Raw genomic sequence first — 14,669 nt, 5'->3', positions numbered from 1 at the left:
TGATGTTAATGGTGGAAGCGAAAGCTCCTGAGAAGATCGCCAAACAGCGCGCGGTCAGCATCGCCCGGCGCGCGGGTGCAGGTCATGGTGAAGACCAGAATTTTATTGCCGTCGACGTTAAACACGGCCTGCTGCTGCCAGATGCGTTTGCCGTCGCGCAGGTAGCTGGCATGGACGGTTTCACCCTGTGAAAGGCCGTCACCCAGCGTAGCGGCGCTACGCTCCCCCTGCTTCCATCCCTTGATGTGTTTTTCCATCAGGGCGAGCTGGCGATCGATGTACGCGGCAAGCGCTTCGCCAGCGTTGAGGGCATCACGGGAGAGGTTGAACGCCGGCGCGTCCGCTGCGGGCGGCGCGAAGACGTTGACGGTACGATCCTGATAACCTTCAGGAAAATCGATCAGACCTTCACTGAAAAGGCACTGCGAAGTTGGTTCTGACATTGAGCGGGTCCCACCACATATTTTCAGAAGCGGTAAGTTTCGCATATGTGTTTAAGGCTGACTATCCCCAGATTTTCGCCCCACCGCCACGCTCGCCGACAGCCCCGCCACCAGCTCAACCCCCTCCGGCAACCTGTCGATATGAATACGCACCGGCACGCGCTGCGCCAGCCGCACCCAGCTAAAGGTGGGTTCGACGTCGGGCAGCCCCAGCCCGCCCGTTTCGTCGTTGCTGTCCCCGATCCCACGCCCGATACTCTCCACGTGCCCCGTGATGACCGGATCGTATCCCATCAGCACTATCTGCGCGGCATCCCCGACGCGAATATGGCGCAGTTTAGTCTCCTCAAAATACCCCACCACCCAGAAGCTGTGGGCATCGACGATGGCGACCTTTGTCTCCCCCGCCGTCGCGTAGTCTCCGGGTCGAAGCCGCAGGTGCGTAACGTACCCCGAGACCGGCGCACGCACGGTGGCGTGCGCCAGATTCAGCTCTGCCAGATCCAGCGCGGCCAGCGCGCCGTGATAATTGGCCGCCGCGACGTTCGCCGCGCTGCCGGTTTGCTGCACATCCTCGCTCGAAATGGCGTTTTTAATCAGCGTGCGGCGATGGGCCGCGTCCTGGCGCATCAGCATCTCATGGCGTTTCGATTCCACATCCGCCTGCGCGCTGGCCACCGCCAGCCTGAGCCAGCGCGGATCGATGGCGTAGAGCACATCGCCCCGGTTCACCCACTGGTTGTCCCGCACGGCCACGCTGATGACGGGCCCGGAGACGTCCGGCGCAATCTGCACCACGTCCGCCCGCACGCGGCCGTCGCGGGTCCACGGCGTTTGCGCGTAGTGTTTCCACATCATAAACGCCAGCAGCGTGGCCGCTGCGACGGCGCTTAACGTCAGCGCATAGCGAGCCAGTAAAGAGAGCAGTGATTTCATGACAATAACCCCAACGCGATCAGGCCCTGCATCAGCAGGTAAAAGATGACAATCCAGATTGAAACATCCATCAGCGGGCGAAACGGCAAGCGCCGGTAGACCCTGCTGAGAGAGAAAAGCGCGACGAGGCTCAGCGTGCAGACCAGCGTCGCGAGGGCGGCCATCAGCAGCCCCGGAATAAAAACGCCGCCGATATTAATATCGTTAACCATGGTCTGGCCCCCGTAATGCACAGTGAAGATCCACCAGCCTGAAGACAAACTGGCGCGTAGGTTCATCTGCGGCAGGCAGGTTTTGCTCGATGATGGCGGTAATGCGTTCGCCTAAGGCGTGGCGGTCCGCGGCGTTTATCCGATGAAATAGCGCGTCAACCTCCCTGCCGGGCGGTGTGTCACTGCGGCGTATATGCATGACTGAAAGCCCCAGGCGCAGCGCGTGCAAAAGCCTTTCAAGCGCCTGCTCTGGCGCACGCTCGCTGCGCTGCAAACGCGGCAGCAACAGGGCGATTCGGTCCATCATCAGGTTGATCCAGTGCGTTTCGTCGACCCGCAGCGTGCCTTTCACGCTGCGGCGAATGTCGCGCTGGCAGAGGTTCAGCAGACGCGTGATGGCGGCGTCCGCCTGCACGGTTTGCATCAGGCTCATGCTGATGACGGCAAAGCCGGTCGCTGCAAAGAACGCAATGGCGGTGTTAGCCGCGACGGCGAAGTCGCCGCTGTAGTGCGCGCCCAGCTCGCACAGAATGGGCAGCGTCAGGGTGATGCCCATCGCCATAAACGTGGTAGGCGGGCGCGCCTGAAGCGACCCGGCCAGCAGATACGCCGGAGCAAGCACCGCCACCAGCACCGGAAAATCGCTTACCTGCGGCAGCAGCGCAAAGCTGTAGAGCAGGCTAATCACCACGCCCCAGAACGAGCCAATGATGTATTTCACGATGTGGGGCGCCGGCGTGTCGAAACTGCCAAACAGCGTGCAGCAGACGCCAAGGAAAGAGACCGCCGTACCGCCATCCGGCCACGCAGAGAAAATCCAGACCAGACAACCGCTCAGAATGATGACGAAAGCCCCCAGCGCCGTGCGGGCAGCGGTAAGCGGATCGCGGTGGAAAACGTAGCCTTTTGCCGCGCGGGTTTGCATCTCCCCAAACGCAGGTTTTGCGTGGTGGATAGCCCCGGAAAGACGCTCGCACTGCTCCAGAAGCGCGATGGCCTCTGAGAGGTAGCGAATAAAACTGACCTGCAGCGCGTCGTCAATCGTCTGCGCATGCGCGGCATACCGATCGATAAGAAGCGTACAGCGGAGCCGCAACGCCTCAGCCGCGCTGCTGGCCCCCGCGTCTTCAGCGGCAAGCCAGGCCTGAACATCCTCCCGCAATGCCTGCATGTCGGCGGGAAGAATTCCGGGCGTCAGCAAGCGATCGTGTAGTTCACAGTTGACGATCGCGAGCCGTGCCAGCCGATCGTGAATCGCTTTTCTGGCCTGCCGCACCGGAGCTGACAGGGCAAAATCATACGGAACATGGTGGCTTATCCCCTGCAGGAACTGCAGCGCCAGGGCCAGATGCAGGGGGCCGGAAGCCGCGCCGGGTTTACCCGCCAGGGTATCCGCCACCCGACCGCGCGCGGCCTGTAGCGTCTGGGATAATTTCGCGTTGAATAGCCCTGATACGCGTGCGGGCAGCACGTAGCGGTGAATCAGCCCCGCACAGAAAATCCCAATTGCGATCTCCTGCACGCGGACGAGGGTAACGTTAAAAATGCCACCCGGATCGGATACCGCGGGAAAACCAATCAGGCTCGCGGTGTAACCGGCCAGCACGAAGGCATAGGCCCGGGGCGTGCGCTCCAGCAGGGAGAGCCACAGGCAGAACGTGATCCAGCCCGTCAGCACCACGCTGCACAGGATCGGCATATTCGCGAAGATGGGCACGATCACAACGGTCGCGCTGGCCCCCGCCACGGTCCCGGCCAGCCGGTAGAGGCTCCTGCTCAGCGACGCCCCGACCGACGTCTGCGATACGATGTAAACCGTAATAATGGCCCATGAGGGACGTTCGAGACCTATCGACAGCGCGAGGTAGTAAGCCAGCATCGCCGCGGCAAAACTCTTCGCGGAGTAGATCAGCGCGCCCGCATCGTTTCGCAATGTGGCGGGGAGACGCACGTGATGAGAGAAGATTTTATTCATGCCGGGATTATTACCGGCTTGCAGACCCGCTTAAATACTCTATTCTGTCAAAAAATACCTAAATGTTGCCAGAATCATGAAGCCGCAATCCGCTAATACGCTGTATGACCCTGACTCTACCGCCTCTCCTGCCGTGGCGCGTCATCTGGACTTTGTGGACTACGCTGCGGAAGTGCCGGTGCATACCCATCGCAAGGGCCAGCTGATTATTGCCCGTTACGGCGCGGTCAGCTGTTACGCGGAGAATGACATCTGGATCGTGCCGCCAGACTGCGCAGTCTGGATCCCCGGCGGGATCCCACACAGCGCGAAAGCGACGTGGAACGCGCACCTGAACTATTTGTTTATTGAGCCCGGCGCGGCGGCGCTGCCGGAGAGGTGCTGCACCCTGGCGATCTCGCCGTTGATTACGGAGCTGGTCGACCGCCTGACGCGCGAAGGCGTGGATTATCCTCCCGACAGCCACGCCGCCAGACTGACCCGGGTCACGCTGGATGAGCTCGCCAGCATGCCGCAGCAGAAGCTCAGCCTGCCGGTCTCGACCAACCCGAAAATTCGCGCCATGGCCGACGCGCTGGTCAGCCGCCCTGAGGACAGAAGCACCCTGAAAGACTGGGCGAAACGGCTCGCCCTCAGCGAGCGCTCGTTTGCGCGCCTGATGCAACGCGAGACCGGGCTGAGCTTCGGACGTTGGCGCCAGCAGCTGCATTTGATTATTGCCCTGCGGGAGCTGGCCAGCGGCGTACCTGTCCAGAACGTGGCGGCAACGCTTGGGTATGAATCCGTGAATGCGTTTATCACCATGTTCAGAAAAGCGATGGGCAGCACACCCGCGCATTATTTTGCCGAACGGAAAAACAGCGGCCGTTAACCCGGCCCCTCGCTCCCCGCCGCCAGTAGCGGCACCACCACGTCGCTGATGGGCACCGCAATCCCGTGTTTACGGCCATAGCGCGGAATCACGCCGTTGCGGATATCCCACTCCATTGGACGGTTGGCCTGACGATCGGCCAGGATCGACGTGCCCAGGTCTTCAGGCGCACGCTGAAAGTTCGCCAGGATCTCCCCGGCCACCGCATCGTCAAGCTTCTCCCCCTCGGCGCGGGCAACGGTAAGCCCCTCGCGCAGATAGGCCAGCGCAAGTTCACTGATATCCTCACGCCTGAACATTCCGGCGCGGCGGTTAGCCAGCACCATCAGCCCGGCGACCGCGTTTTGCAGCAGCTTGCGCCAGGCGACCGTGGCGAAATCTGCCGAGAGTTCCACTTCACAGCGCGTACCGCGAAGCGCATCCACCACCCGCTGCGCCTGCGGCACCTCCGGCAGCGTCAGGCGCGGTTTGGCACGCAGCCACACGGAGGCATCCGGCTCGCGCTGTGCCGGGAACCAGACCACCGACGGCAGCACCGTTGCGCCGTTGACCCACGGCTCAAGCTGGGCTTTCTGCTCCACGCCGTTTTGCAGGGCGCAGACCACGGTGTTTTCATCGCACAGCGCGCGCAGCCATCCGGCGCTGTCGGCATTTTGCGTCGTTTTTACCGCGATAAAAACCAGATCGGCGGGACGCGTAATGACGGCAGGATCGGTTAAGACCGGACCGGGTACCATCGTTTCGCCCTCGTCATAACGCAGGCGTAATTCCGGATGTGCGGTACGTCCGCACAACAGCGGCGTGCGGCCCACATCATGCAGCACCGCGGCAATGGTGGTCCCAATCGCACCGGGACCTATCAGCGCAATCACTGGATTGTCAGACATGATTAACTCCCCTTTTCGCTAAGCCTGCTAACAGTTATACCACCCTGAAAAGTGAGCGCCACGTCGTTGTCTATACTCAACACACAACTGACAACGGAGTGCGCCATGCCTTTACCCGATTTCACGTCCTCTGAACCGTTCACCCTCGGCATCGAACTCGAACTGCAGGTGGTTAATCCGCCCGGGTACGATCTGAGCCAGGACTCTTCCGCGCTGATCGCCGCCGTCAAAGACGACATCAAAGGCGGAGAAGTGAAGCACGACATCACCGAAAGCATGCTCGAAATCGCCACCGGCGTATGCCAGACCATCGACCAGGCAGCGGCGCAGTTCTCGGTGATGCAGCAGAGTATTCTGCGCGCGGCGGCGGAGCAGCATATCCAGATCTGCGGCGGCGGGACGCATCCGTTCCAGAAATGGCAGCGCCAGGAGGTGTGCGATGACGAGCGCTATAACGTCACGCTGGAGCGCTTTGGCTACCTGATTTTGCAGGCCACGGTGTTCGGCCAGCACGTACACGTCGGCTGTCGAACCGGGGACGATGCCATTTACCTGCTGCACGGTCTGTCGCGCTTTGTGCCGCACTTTATCGCCCTCGCCGCCGCGTCACCCTACATGCAGGGCACGGACACGAAGTTCGCCTCATCGCGTCTGAATATTTTTTCGGGATTTCCGGATAACGGCCAGATGCCGTGGGTCAACAACTGGCAGGCGTTCGAGGGGCTGTTCCGCCGCCTGAGCGCCACCAGCATGATCGACAGCATTAAAGACCTGCACTGGGACATTCGCCCCAGCCCGCACTTTGGTACGGTGGAAGTCCGGGTGATGGATACGCCGCTGACACTCGGCCACGCGATAAACATTGCCGGGCTGATCCAGGCAACCTCCCACTGGCTGCTGACCACGCGGCCATATAAGCATCAGGAGAAGGATTTTCTGCTGTACCGATTTAACCGTTTTCAGGCCTGTCGCTACGGGCTGGAGGGGATTCTGACGGACGTGCATACCGGCGAACAGAAAACCGTGGCGGAAGATATCGCCTGGCTGCTGGAACAGGTTGCGCCATCGGCCGAGAAGCTCGGCGCGACAAGCGCAATCACTGAAATTGCCCTGCTGTTAAAGCAGGGCAAGAGCGAGGCGCAGCGCATGCGGGACTTTATTGCCGACGGCGGCTCGCTTATTTCTCTGGTTCAGAAGCACTGCGAGCTGTGGGCGACGAGTCCGTAAGGCCGTGGCCCCACTCACGCAGACGCTGGAATAGCACGAACAGCGCGGGGATGAACACGATCCCCACGACGGTCGCCACCAGCATACCGCTGAACACCGTGGTGCCAATGATGCGACGGCTCTGGGCACCCGCCCCGGTCGCCAGCATCATTGGCATGACGCCGATAATAAACGACACGGCGGTCATCATCACCGCGCGGAAGCGGCGCGATGCCCCTTCCCTCGCCGCATCGACAATCGTCATTCCGTCCATGCGCCGGGCGCGGGCGAACTCCACGATAAGAATCGCGTTTTTGGCCGCCAGCGCGATCAGCAATACCAGACCAATTTGCACGTAGACATCGTTGGCGTAGCCCGCCATCCACAGCCAGACCAGCGCCCCGCCGAGGGCGAAGAGCACCGAGAGCATCACGCTCGCCGGGAGCGTCCAGCTCTCATACTGGGCGACGAGAAACAGCCACGCCATCACCACTGCTGCCAGCACAATCCATATCGCCTGATTGCCGGTCTGCTGCTCCTGATACGACATGCCGCTCCAGGCGTAGTCGTATCCGGCAGGCAGGCTCTCTGCCAGAATTTCGCTCATCACCGCCATCGCGGTGCTGCTGCTCACCCCTTCCGCCGCCGAGCCGCTCACCGACACGGACGGAAACTGGTTGTACTGCTGCAGGAACGGCGCGCCAACGCCCGGCGTGATGGTGACGAGGTTGCTCAGGCGCACCCGCTCGCCGCTGTTGCTGCGCACAAACAGCTCGCTGATTTGCTCAGCGCGCTCGCGCCACTGCATTTCGTTCTGCATGACAACGTGGTAGACGCGGTTGTTGATGCTGAAATCCCCGGCGCGCGTGCCGCCAAAGGCGGTTTGCAGGCTACTGAAGATGCGCGATACCGGCACGTCGAGACGGGCCGCACGCTCGCGATCGACGGTCAGCGTCAGCTGCGGGACGTTGCTGCTCCAGGTGGTGAACACGCGGCTTAGCTGCGGGTGCTGATTGGCTTTCATCAGCACCCCGCGCGTCACGCGCTCCAGCTCCGCCGGGCTTTGCCCCGCCTGCGCCTGTATGCGCAGATCGAAGCCGGAGGCGTTGCCCAGCCCCGGCAGGGTCGGCGGCGCGAAGGTCATGATGGTCGCTTCCGGCAGGGCCAGCAGCTGACGCTGCAGGGTAGCCATCACCTCGTCCAGCGGCGGGCGCTCGCTCCAGTCTTTGAGCATGATGGAGATAAACCCGCCGTTGGAGGCGCTGGTGCCGTTAAGAATGTTAAAGCCGGAGACCTGAATCACGTCTTCCACCGCCGGATTTTTAGCGATTAATTCGCGTGCGGTAGTCATTACCGCTTCGGTGCGCTCCAGCGAGGCGGCTTCCGGCAGCTGAACGCTGGCAAAGAAGTAGCCCTGGTCCTCCTGTGGCAGGAAGCCTTTTGGCATCGACGTAAAGCTGAACGCCACCACGGCCGCCGCGCCTGCGGTGGCCAGCAGCGCCAGCCACGGGCGCAGGGTGAATACGCTTACGATCCGGGTATAGCGATTGCGCGTGGCATCCAGCCCGCGGTTGAATCCGCGAAAAATCGCAGCGGGCTGTGCCGGACGCGGGCGCAGCAGCATTGCACAGAGCGCGGGCGTCAGGGTCAGCGCCACCAGGCTTGAGAGCGTGACCGCCGTGGAAAGCGTGACCGCGAACTGGCGGTAAAGCTCACCGACAATCCCCGGCAGCAGCGCCACCGGCACAAATACCGCCAGCAGCACTAGCGTCGTGGCTATCACCGGCCCGGCAATCTGGCGCAGCGCCAGCGCGGTCGCCGCCGTGCGGCTCTGCCCTTCCTCCATCAGCGTTTCGACGCTCTCCACCACCACGATGGCATCATCCACCACCATCGTCAGCGCCAGAATGATGGCGAACAGGCTGAGCGTGTTGGCGGAGTAGCCCAGCGTGTACAGCACCGCAAACGTGCCCACCAGCGACACCGGAATGGCGAGCGCAACAATCAGCGTCGCACGCCAGCTTTGCAGGAACAGGGATACAACAACAACGACCGCCAGCATCGTCAGCGCCAGCGAGACGCCGATCTCCTTGATGGTGGCCGCAACGAAGGTGGTGGTATCGAATTTCACCTCGTAGACCAGGTCGTCCGGGAAGCGCGACGCGAGGCGCTCCAGCTCGGCGCGCACCGCGTCGGCCACGCGCAGGGCGTTGGCGGACGGTGTCGGGTAGATGCCGAGGTAGGCGGAGTCGTGTCCGTTCAGCTGCGCGCCGGAGCTGTAGCTACGCGAGCCAAGCTCGATGGTGGCGACGTCCTTCAGGCGCACCAGCTGGCCCATCTCGCCGGCACGGATAATGATGTCAGCAAAATCATCAGCCTGGTTCAGGCGCCCCAGCCCGTTGATGGTCAGGGTCTGCTGCTGGCCGTTAAACACCGGCGGCGTGCCGACCTGGCCCGCCGCTCCCTGCACGTTCTGCTCGCGCAGCGCCTGCGCCACGTCGTCCGTGGTAACGTTCAGGGCGTTCATGCGGTCCGGACGCAGCCAGATGCGCATGCTGTAGTCGCGCGCGCCAAACATCTGCACCTGACCGACGCCCGGCAGGCGCGACAGCGCCTCGCGCACCTGGGTGCTAGCGTAGTTACTGACGAACAGCGGCGTGTGGGTATTGTCAGGTGAGTAAAGACTTACCCCCATCATCAGATTGGTGGCGCGTTTGCGCACCTGCACGCCGTTTTGCTGCGCCTCCGCTGGCAGTTGCGCCACGGCCTGCGCCACGCGGTTTTGCACGTCGATGGCGGCTAAATCCGGATCGGTCCCCGCGGCAAAGGTGATGTTAAGGCTGTAGGTGCCTTCATCCGAACTCGTGGACTCCATGTACAGCATGTGATCCACGCCGTTAAGCTGCGTCTCCAGCGGCGTGGCGATGGCCTCCGCCACGTCAGCCGAACTGGCCCCCGGCCAGCTGGCAGAGACATTCACCACCGGCGGCGTGATCTGCGGATACTGCTCCACCGGGATAATCTTCAGCGCGATGGCCCCCAGCAGGGTAATGACCAGCGCTATCACCATCGCAAAGCGCGGGCGTTTGATGAAAAACGTCAGCATGATGGCTCCTTAATTCAGTATCTGGACGGCAGCACCGGGCTGTACACGCTGTGCACCGTCAGTGATCGCTCGCTCACCAGGCTTAACACCGGAAGCAATCTGGAACAGCTGCCCAACCTGCCCGGCAATTTTTAGCGGGCGTTTTTCGGCGTTTCCGTCGGCACTCACCACCCAGGCAAAGAATCCATCGCCATTCTGCTGGACCGCAGCGGCAGGGAGCGTCAGTACCGGCTGCTCGCTGGCCGGGCGCAGCGTCACATTTACGTTGCCGCCGGGCAACAGCTGATGGCGCGGGTTCGCAAACCCGGCGCGCAGCATCACGCTAGCGGTGCGCGGGTCGATGCGGTTATCCACCGAGGTCAGTTCACCGCGGATACGCTGTCCGTTGCTGTCAATGAATACCTGCCACGCCTGTTTCATGGCGCTGATATCTGCATGCTGTCCGGCTTTGGTGGCAAAGGCGCCCTCTTCCAGCGCAAAAGCGATGCGGATCGGATCAAGCTGTACTACCTCCACCAGCACGCCGCTTGCGGGGTTGACCAGGCTACCTGCGTGGAAGTTGATGTGCCCCACGCGACCGTCAATCGGCGAGGTGATGCGGGTGTAGTTCAGGGTGACGTTGCGTGCGTCGAGCCGGGCTTTGGCCTGCTCCAGCGCGGCGCGGGCGACGTCGCGCTGCATACGCGCGTTGTCCACGTCATGACGGCTGATGGCCTTGCTGCTGCCCAGGCTTTCAAAGCGGGAAAGCTGCTGCTGCGCCTGGCGCAGCGTGGCTTCAGCGCTGTTGACTTCGGCCTGCGCCAGACGCACGGCGGCACGCGGCTCGGCATCGTCCAGCTCAAACAGCACATCCCCTTTTTTCACATACTGCCCGTCGCGAAAGTGGATTTTAGTGATAACACCTTCCGTGCGGGCGCGCAGCTCAACGGTGTGGATGGCTTCAATGCGCCCCGGGATCTGACGCTCGGCGGCGTGGGCGGTCTGCTCCACGTTGGCGACGCGCACGGGAATGGCGGCGAAGACGGGTTGCAGGGTGCAGGCAAGGAGTGCGAACAGGAGTGGGAATTTCATGGAAGTACCTCAGCGTGATTTCCCCCTCACCCCGCCCTCTCCCACAGGGCGAGGGAGGTCAGAGTTCCCTCTCCCTGTGGGAGAGGGTTAGGGTGAGGGGTAAGGTTTTGTTATGCAGCCTTACGGAACCTGCGGGTCAGTCGCTTCTCGATTTCGACGACGAAGAACATTCCCATTGCAACCGCCAGCGTCACAAACCAGTAGCGGAGCGGCAGCGCTTCGGTGCCAAACAGCATCTGCATAAACGGCAGGTAGATGATGGCGGCCTGGAGCAGGAACAACACGCCCGTGACCAGCCAGATGCCTTTATTCGCCAGCAGACCACGGTTCAGGGAGAACCCTTCAGTGTTGCGGCAGTTAATCATGTACACCCACTGGGCGCAGACCAGCATCTGCAGCAGCACGGTGCGGATGAACTCCGCGCTGTGGCCGCGCGGGGCCAGCCAGGCCTCCAGCGCAAAGGCGGCAATGGCAATCATGGTGCCGACAAAGGCCACGCGCCACACCGCGTAGGCGTCCATCACGTGCTGCCCGGTCTGACGTGGTGGACGGCGCATGATATTGCGCTCGGCGGCTTCAAAGGCCAGACCGAAGGAGAGCGTGGCGGAGGTCGCCATGTTCATCCACAGAATCAGCACCGGCGTCAGCGGAATGATGTTCCCCGCCAGCAGCGCAATCACAATCAATAGCCCCTGCGCCAGGTTGGTCGGCATGATGAACAGGATGGTCTTCTTCAGGTTGTCGTAAACGCGACGCCCCTCTTTCACCGCGCTGGCGATGGTGGCGAAGTTATCGTCCGTCAGGACCATGTCCGCCGCCTCTTTGGTCACTTCCGTGCCTTTGATGCCCATTGCGATGCCGACATCCGCCTGACGCAGCGCCGGGGCATCGTTCACGCCGTCGCCGGTCATACCGACGATTTCACCTTTCTCCTGCAGCGCTTTCACCAGGCGCAGCTTATGCTCCGGGCTGGTACGGGCAAAGATGTCATAGGTCACCGCCGCATCCGCCAGCTCGGCATCGTTCATCTTCTCAAGCTGATAGCCGGTCACCGCCTGCTCGCTGTTGGTGATCCCCAGCATCTGGCCGATGCTCATCGCCGTCTGCGGGTGATCCCCGGTGATCATCTTCACGCGGATCCCCGCCTGCTGACAGGCGTTAATGGCATCAATCGCCTCCGGGCGCGGCGGATCCATCATTCCGGCAATGCCGAGGAAGATCAGCCCGTGGCTCAGATCGTCGTGCGTGAGCGCCGTTTCGCCATTGGCTGGCTTAAACGCCGCCGCAACCATGCGCAGTCCCTGACGCGCATAGCGCTCCATCTCGTTTTCCCAGTACGCGCGGTTGAAAGCGTCTGCACCGTGGCGGGTTTGCTGCTGCGCGCACAGGGCGAAAATGACGTCCGGCGCGCCGGTGATCAGGATCTGCTCCTCGCAGCCAATCTGATAGTGGGTGCTCATGTACTTGTACTGCGAGTCAAACGGGATCTTGTTAACCAGCGTCGTTGTTACCGGCGCGAGGTTGGCTTTCGCCGCCAGCACCTTCAGCGCGCCCTCGGTTGGCCCCCCGGTGATGCCCCACAGGCCGCGCTCGTCCTGAATCAGCTGGCTGTCGTTACAGAGGTCAATAGTGCGCAGGTACTGCTCCAGCACGGTGCCCGGCTGGATCTGCACTGGCTCATCGCTGCCTTCCAGATAAATGTTGCCCACCGGCTCATAGCTGTTGCCGTCCACGCGGTAGCAGGTGTCGGCGGTGATGATGGCTTTGACCGTCATCTCGTTCATGGTCAGGGTGCCGGTTTTATCCGAGCAGACCACGGTCATCGCGCCCAGAGTTTCAACCGTCGGCAGCTTGCGGATGATCGCCCGCTTGCGCGCCATCGCCTGCACGCCCAGGGAAAGGATAATGGAGATAATTGCAGGCAGACCTTCCGGTACGGAGGCGACCGCCAGGCTGATGAGGGAGAGCAGCAGCTCGCCCATTGGGATCTCGCGGAATGCCAGGCTGAAGACAAACAGCGCGGCCATCATCGCCAGAATAATGGCGAAGATCGCCTTACCCAGCTTGTCCATCTGCACCAGCAGCGGCGTGCGGTGTTTTTCAATGCCCGCCATCATCTGATTGATATGGCCAAGCTCGGTCTCCTGCCCGGTGGCAATAACCACGCCCACGCCACCGCCCGCGCTCACGGTAGTGCCGGAGAAGACCAGGTTGGTGCGATCGCCCAGCGGCAGCTCACCGTTCAGCGGCTGAGTATGTTTATCCACCACGGTGGATTCACCGGTCAGAATCGCCTCTTCCACGCGTAAATTATGCGCCTCAATTAAACGCATATCCGCCGGAATACGATCCCCGGCGCGTAATACAATAATATCGCCCGGGACTATTTCAGTTGTGGGGAGCGTTTCATGATTGCCATTACGAATGACGCGCGCTTCGCTGGAGAGCATGTTACGAATACTCTTCAGGGATTTTTCCGCGTTGCTTTCCTGAATATGACCAATTAAGGCATTGATAACCGCCACGCCTAAAATAACCAGCGTATCAACCCAATGCCCCATGACCGCCGTTAATACCGCGGCGGCAAGCAGGACGTAAATCAGTACATCGTTAAAATGCGCGAGAAAGCGCAGCCAGCCCGGCTTGCCTTTTTTCTCCGGCAATGCATTCGGGCCATGTTTTTGCAGACGCGCCTGCGCCTCTGCGCGGTCCAGACCGCTCACCTGGCTCTGCGTATGAGCCAGCACCTGCTCTAAAGTCTGCTGGTATGCCAGCCCGCCGGAAGGCGGCATGTTTGGGGATAATTTTTTTTCGGTCATCGTATTTTTCCTTCAATATCCGGTGAACAGAAGCCTGAATTCCTTTCGGGCTTTAATTTATTCATTTTTAAGTCTTGCGGCTAAAATTGATCTACCGCAATATATTTACCGCTGGGTTATTCAAAATTAATTACGATTATTTCGACAAGCTGATTTTTACAAAATATTTCTAAACCAATGCTAAACGAGGGGGAAGCATGTTTGGTATTTATCGCGAACGACGCCTGGCGTTATACATTGTCGCAGCCATTGTTATTGCGACGTTAATTGGATATAGCACATATAGTTTTGTAAAATTATTTTCATGATGCAGACATTTATTTACATGGCACAATATTAATTTAATTACCACGATTAAATCATTCTCCTTACGCGCTTTATTTGCCGGAGAAGGTGATTATTTCATTAAAAAAGCCCAGGCAGGTTGATATTGCTTTACGTTAAAGGATGCCGGACAATGACATTTTTAACTGACGATTAACATTACGATGAAACATCCGTTAGAATCGCTGCTGACTGCCGGGGGCATTTTATTACTGGCGCTGATCTCTTGCCTGCTGTTGCCCGCGCCGTCGCTGGGCCTGGTGCTGGCGCAAAAGCTGATGACGACCTTTCACATGGTCGATCTGAACCAGCTTTACACCATTTTGTTTTGCGTGTGGTTTTTACTGCTTGGCGCTATCGAATTCGTCGTGCTGCGTTTCGTCTGGCGCCGCTGGTTTTCACTGGCGTCATGAATGCATAAAAAAGCCGGGTAGCAGCTTCGCCTTACCCGGCCTGTGTGTTGTCAGTTTCAGTGCGTCCGACTGTGGTTTTCCTTGCGGTACGCCCCTGGCGGCTGATGGAAGGTGCGGGTAAAGATGCGCGTGAACGTCTGCTGCGATTCAAACCCGTAGCGCAGGCAGATCTCATAAACGCGCTCGTCCGATTCACGCAGATCCCGCGCCGCCAGCAACAGCTTGCGTTCGCGAATATAGCGCCCCAGGCTTTCACCTTTATACTGCATAAACAGCCGCTGCAAATGCCATTTGGAGTAACCCGCATGGCGGGCAATGTCTTCAATGCGTAACGGCTGGTGCAGGTTGTCGTCGATCCATTCGACGATCGTATCAATGACTTGAGCGGAAATGGTCATACTGCTCT

12 protein-coding genes are annotated in these 14,669 nt (G+C 60.5%); 3 read left to right on the top strand and 9 right to left on the bottom strand.

Features of this window, described 5'->3' with window-relative positions; translation table 11 throughout:
- Window positions 1-5: 5 nt before the first annotated feature.
- Genes AAER43_RS05580 through AAER43_RS05565 form a run of 4 tightly spaced genes read right to left on the bottom strand, consistent with a single transcriptional unit; the run spans window position 6 to window position 3,566 of the window.
- The gene (locus AAER43_RS05580) at window positions 6-443 is read right to left on the bottom strand and encodes a DUF1795 domain-containing protein (RefSeq protein ID WP_023336862.1); all 438 of its coding nucleotides are present in this window, start codon (window positions 441-443) and stop codon (window positions 6-8) included.
- Window positions 444-494: 51 nt separating this feature from the next.
- Window positions 495-1,379, bottom strand: coding sequence for an HlyD family secretion protein (locus AAER43_RS05575; RefSeq protein ID WP_023332311.1), 885 nt, complete (start codon window positions 1,377-1,379; stop codon window positions 495-497).
- Window positions 1,376-1,591 (bottom strand): DUF1656 domain-containing protein, encoded by a 216-nt coding sequence (locus AAER43_RS05570; protein ID WP_014882886.1) that lies wholly within the window; start codon window positions 1,589-1,591, stop codon window positions 1,376-1,378. The genes AAER43_RS05575 and AAER43_RS05570 overlap by 4 nt, the downstream gene beginning before the upstream one ends.
- On the bottom strand, window positions 1,584-3,566 hold the full coding sequence (locus tag AAER43_RS05565) for an FUSC family protein (protein ID WP_057058049.1): 1,983 nt from the start codon (window positions 3,564-3,566) through the stop codon (window positions 1,584-1,586). Before AAER43_RS05565 ends, AAER43_RS05570 begins: the two co-directional genes overlap by 8 nt.
- A 76-nt stretch (window positions 3,567-3,642) precedes the next feature.
- Between AAER43_RS05565 and AAER43_RS05560 the strand changes: the two genes are divergently transcribed.
- Window positions 3,643-4,437, top strand: a complete 795-nt coding sequence (locus tag AAER43_RS05560) for a helix-turn-helix transcriptional regulator (protein ID WP_032637249.1) — start codon at window positions 3,643-3,645, stop codon at window positions 4,435-4,437.
- On the opposite strand, the gene AAER43_RS05555 is transcribed toward AAER43_RS05560, so the two are convergent.
- Complete coding sequence (locus AAER43_RS05555; RefSeq protein WP_050862666.1) at window positions 4,434-5,324, bottom strand: oxidoreductase; 891 nt, start codon at window positions 5,322-5,324, stop codon at window positions 4,434-4,436. The genes AAER43_RS05560 and AAER43_RS05555 overlap by 4 nt on opposite strands.
- A 105-nt stretch (window positions 5,325-5,429) precedes the next feature.
- Here AAER43_RS05555 and AAER43_RS05550 point away from each other — a divergent pair, with 105 nt between their 5' ends.
- Entirely contained in the window at window positions 5,430-6,551 is a 1,122-nt protein-coding gene (locus AAER43_RS05550; RefSeq protein ID WP_014882882.1) for a YbdK family carboxylate-amine ligase, read from the top strand.
- On the opposite strand, the gene AAER43_RS05545 is transcribed toward AAER43_RS05550, so the two are convergent.
- From AAER43_RS05545 to AAER43_RS05535, 3 genes are all read right to left on the bottom strand, one after another.
- Window positions 6,502-9,636: an efflux RND transporter permease subunit gene (locus AAER43_RS05545; protein WP_050862667.1), complete on the bottom strand. Its 3,135-nt coding sequence runs from the start codon at window positions 9,634-9,636 to the stop codon at window positions 6,502-6,504. The two genes, AAER43_RS05550 and AAER43_RS05545, sit on opposite strands and share 50 nt — an antisense overlap.
- Window positions 9,637-9,645: 9 nt before the next feature.
- Window positions 9,646-10,707: an efflux RND transporter periplasmic adaptor subunit gene (locus AAER43_RS05540; RefSeq protein ID WP_050862668.1), complete on the bottom strand. Its 1,062-nt coding sequence runs from the start codon at window positions 10,705-10,707 to the stop codon at window positions 9,646-9,648.
- A 110-nt stretch (window positions 10,708-10,817) separates the two neighbouring features.
- Window positions 10,818-13,526, bottom strand: coding sequence for a cation-transporting P-type ATPase (locus tag AAER43_RS05535; RefSeq protein WP_050862669.1), 2,709 nt, complete (start codon window positions 13,524-13,526; stop codon window positions 10,818-10,820).
- 488 nt (window positions 13,527-14,014) lie between these two features.
- On the opposite strand from AAER43_RS05535, the gene AAER43_RS05530 reads away from it, so the two are divergent.
- Window positions 14,015-14,263 (top strand): DUF1158 domain-containing protein, encoded by a 249-nt coding sequence (locus tag AAER43_RS05530; protein WP_014882878.1) that lies wholly within the window; start codon window positions 14,015-14,017, stop codon window positions 14,261-14,263.
- 56 nt (window positions 14,264-14,319) lie between these two features.
- Here the strand turns inward: AAER43_RS05530 and AAER43_RS05525 are convergent, their stop codons facing one another.
- On the bottom strand, window positions 14,320-14,661 hold the full coding sequence (locus AAER43_RS05525) for a RamA family antibiotic efflux transcriptional regulator (protein WP_014882877.1): 342 nt from the start codon (window positions 14,659-14,661) through the stop codon (window positions 14,320-14,322).
- Window positions 14,662-14,669 lie beyond the last annotated feature (8 nt).

The sequence above is a fragment of the Enterobacter sp. FUJ80071 genome (assembly GCF_038739915.1).
GTDB lineage: Bacteria > Pseudomonadota > Gammaproteobacteria > Enterobacterales > Enterobacteriaceae > Enterobacter > Enterobacter kobei.
This window is presented reverse-complemented; position numbering and strand designations above follow the sequence as displayed.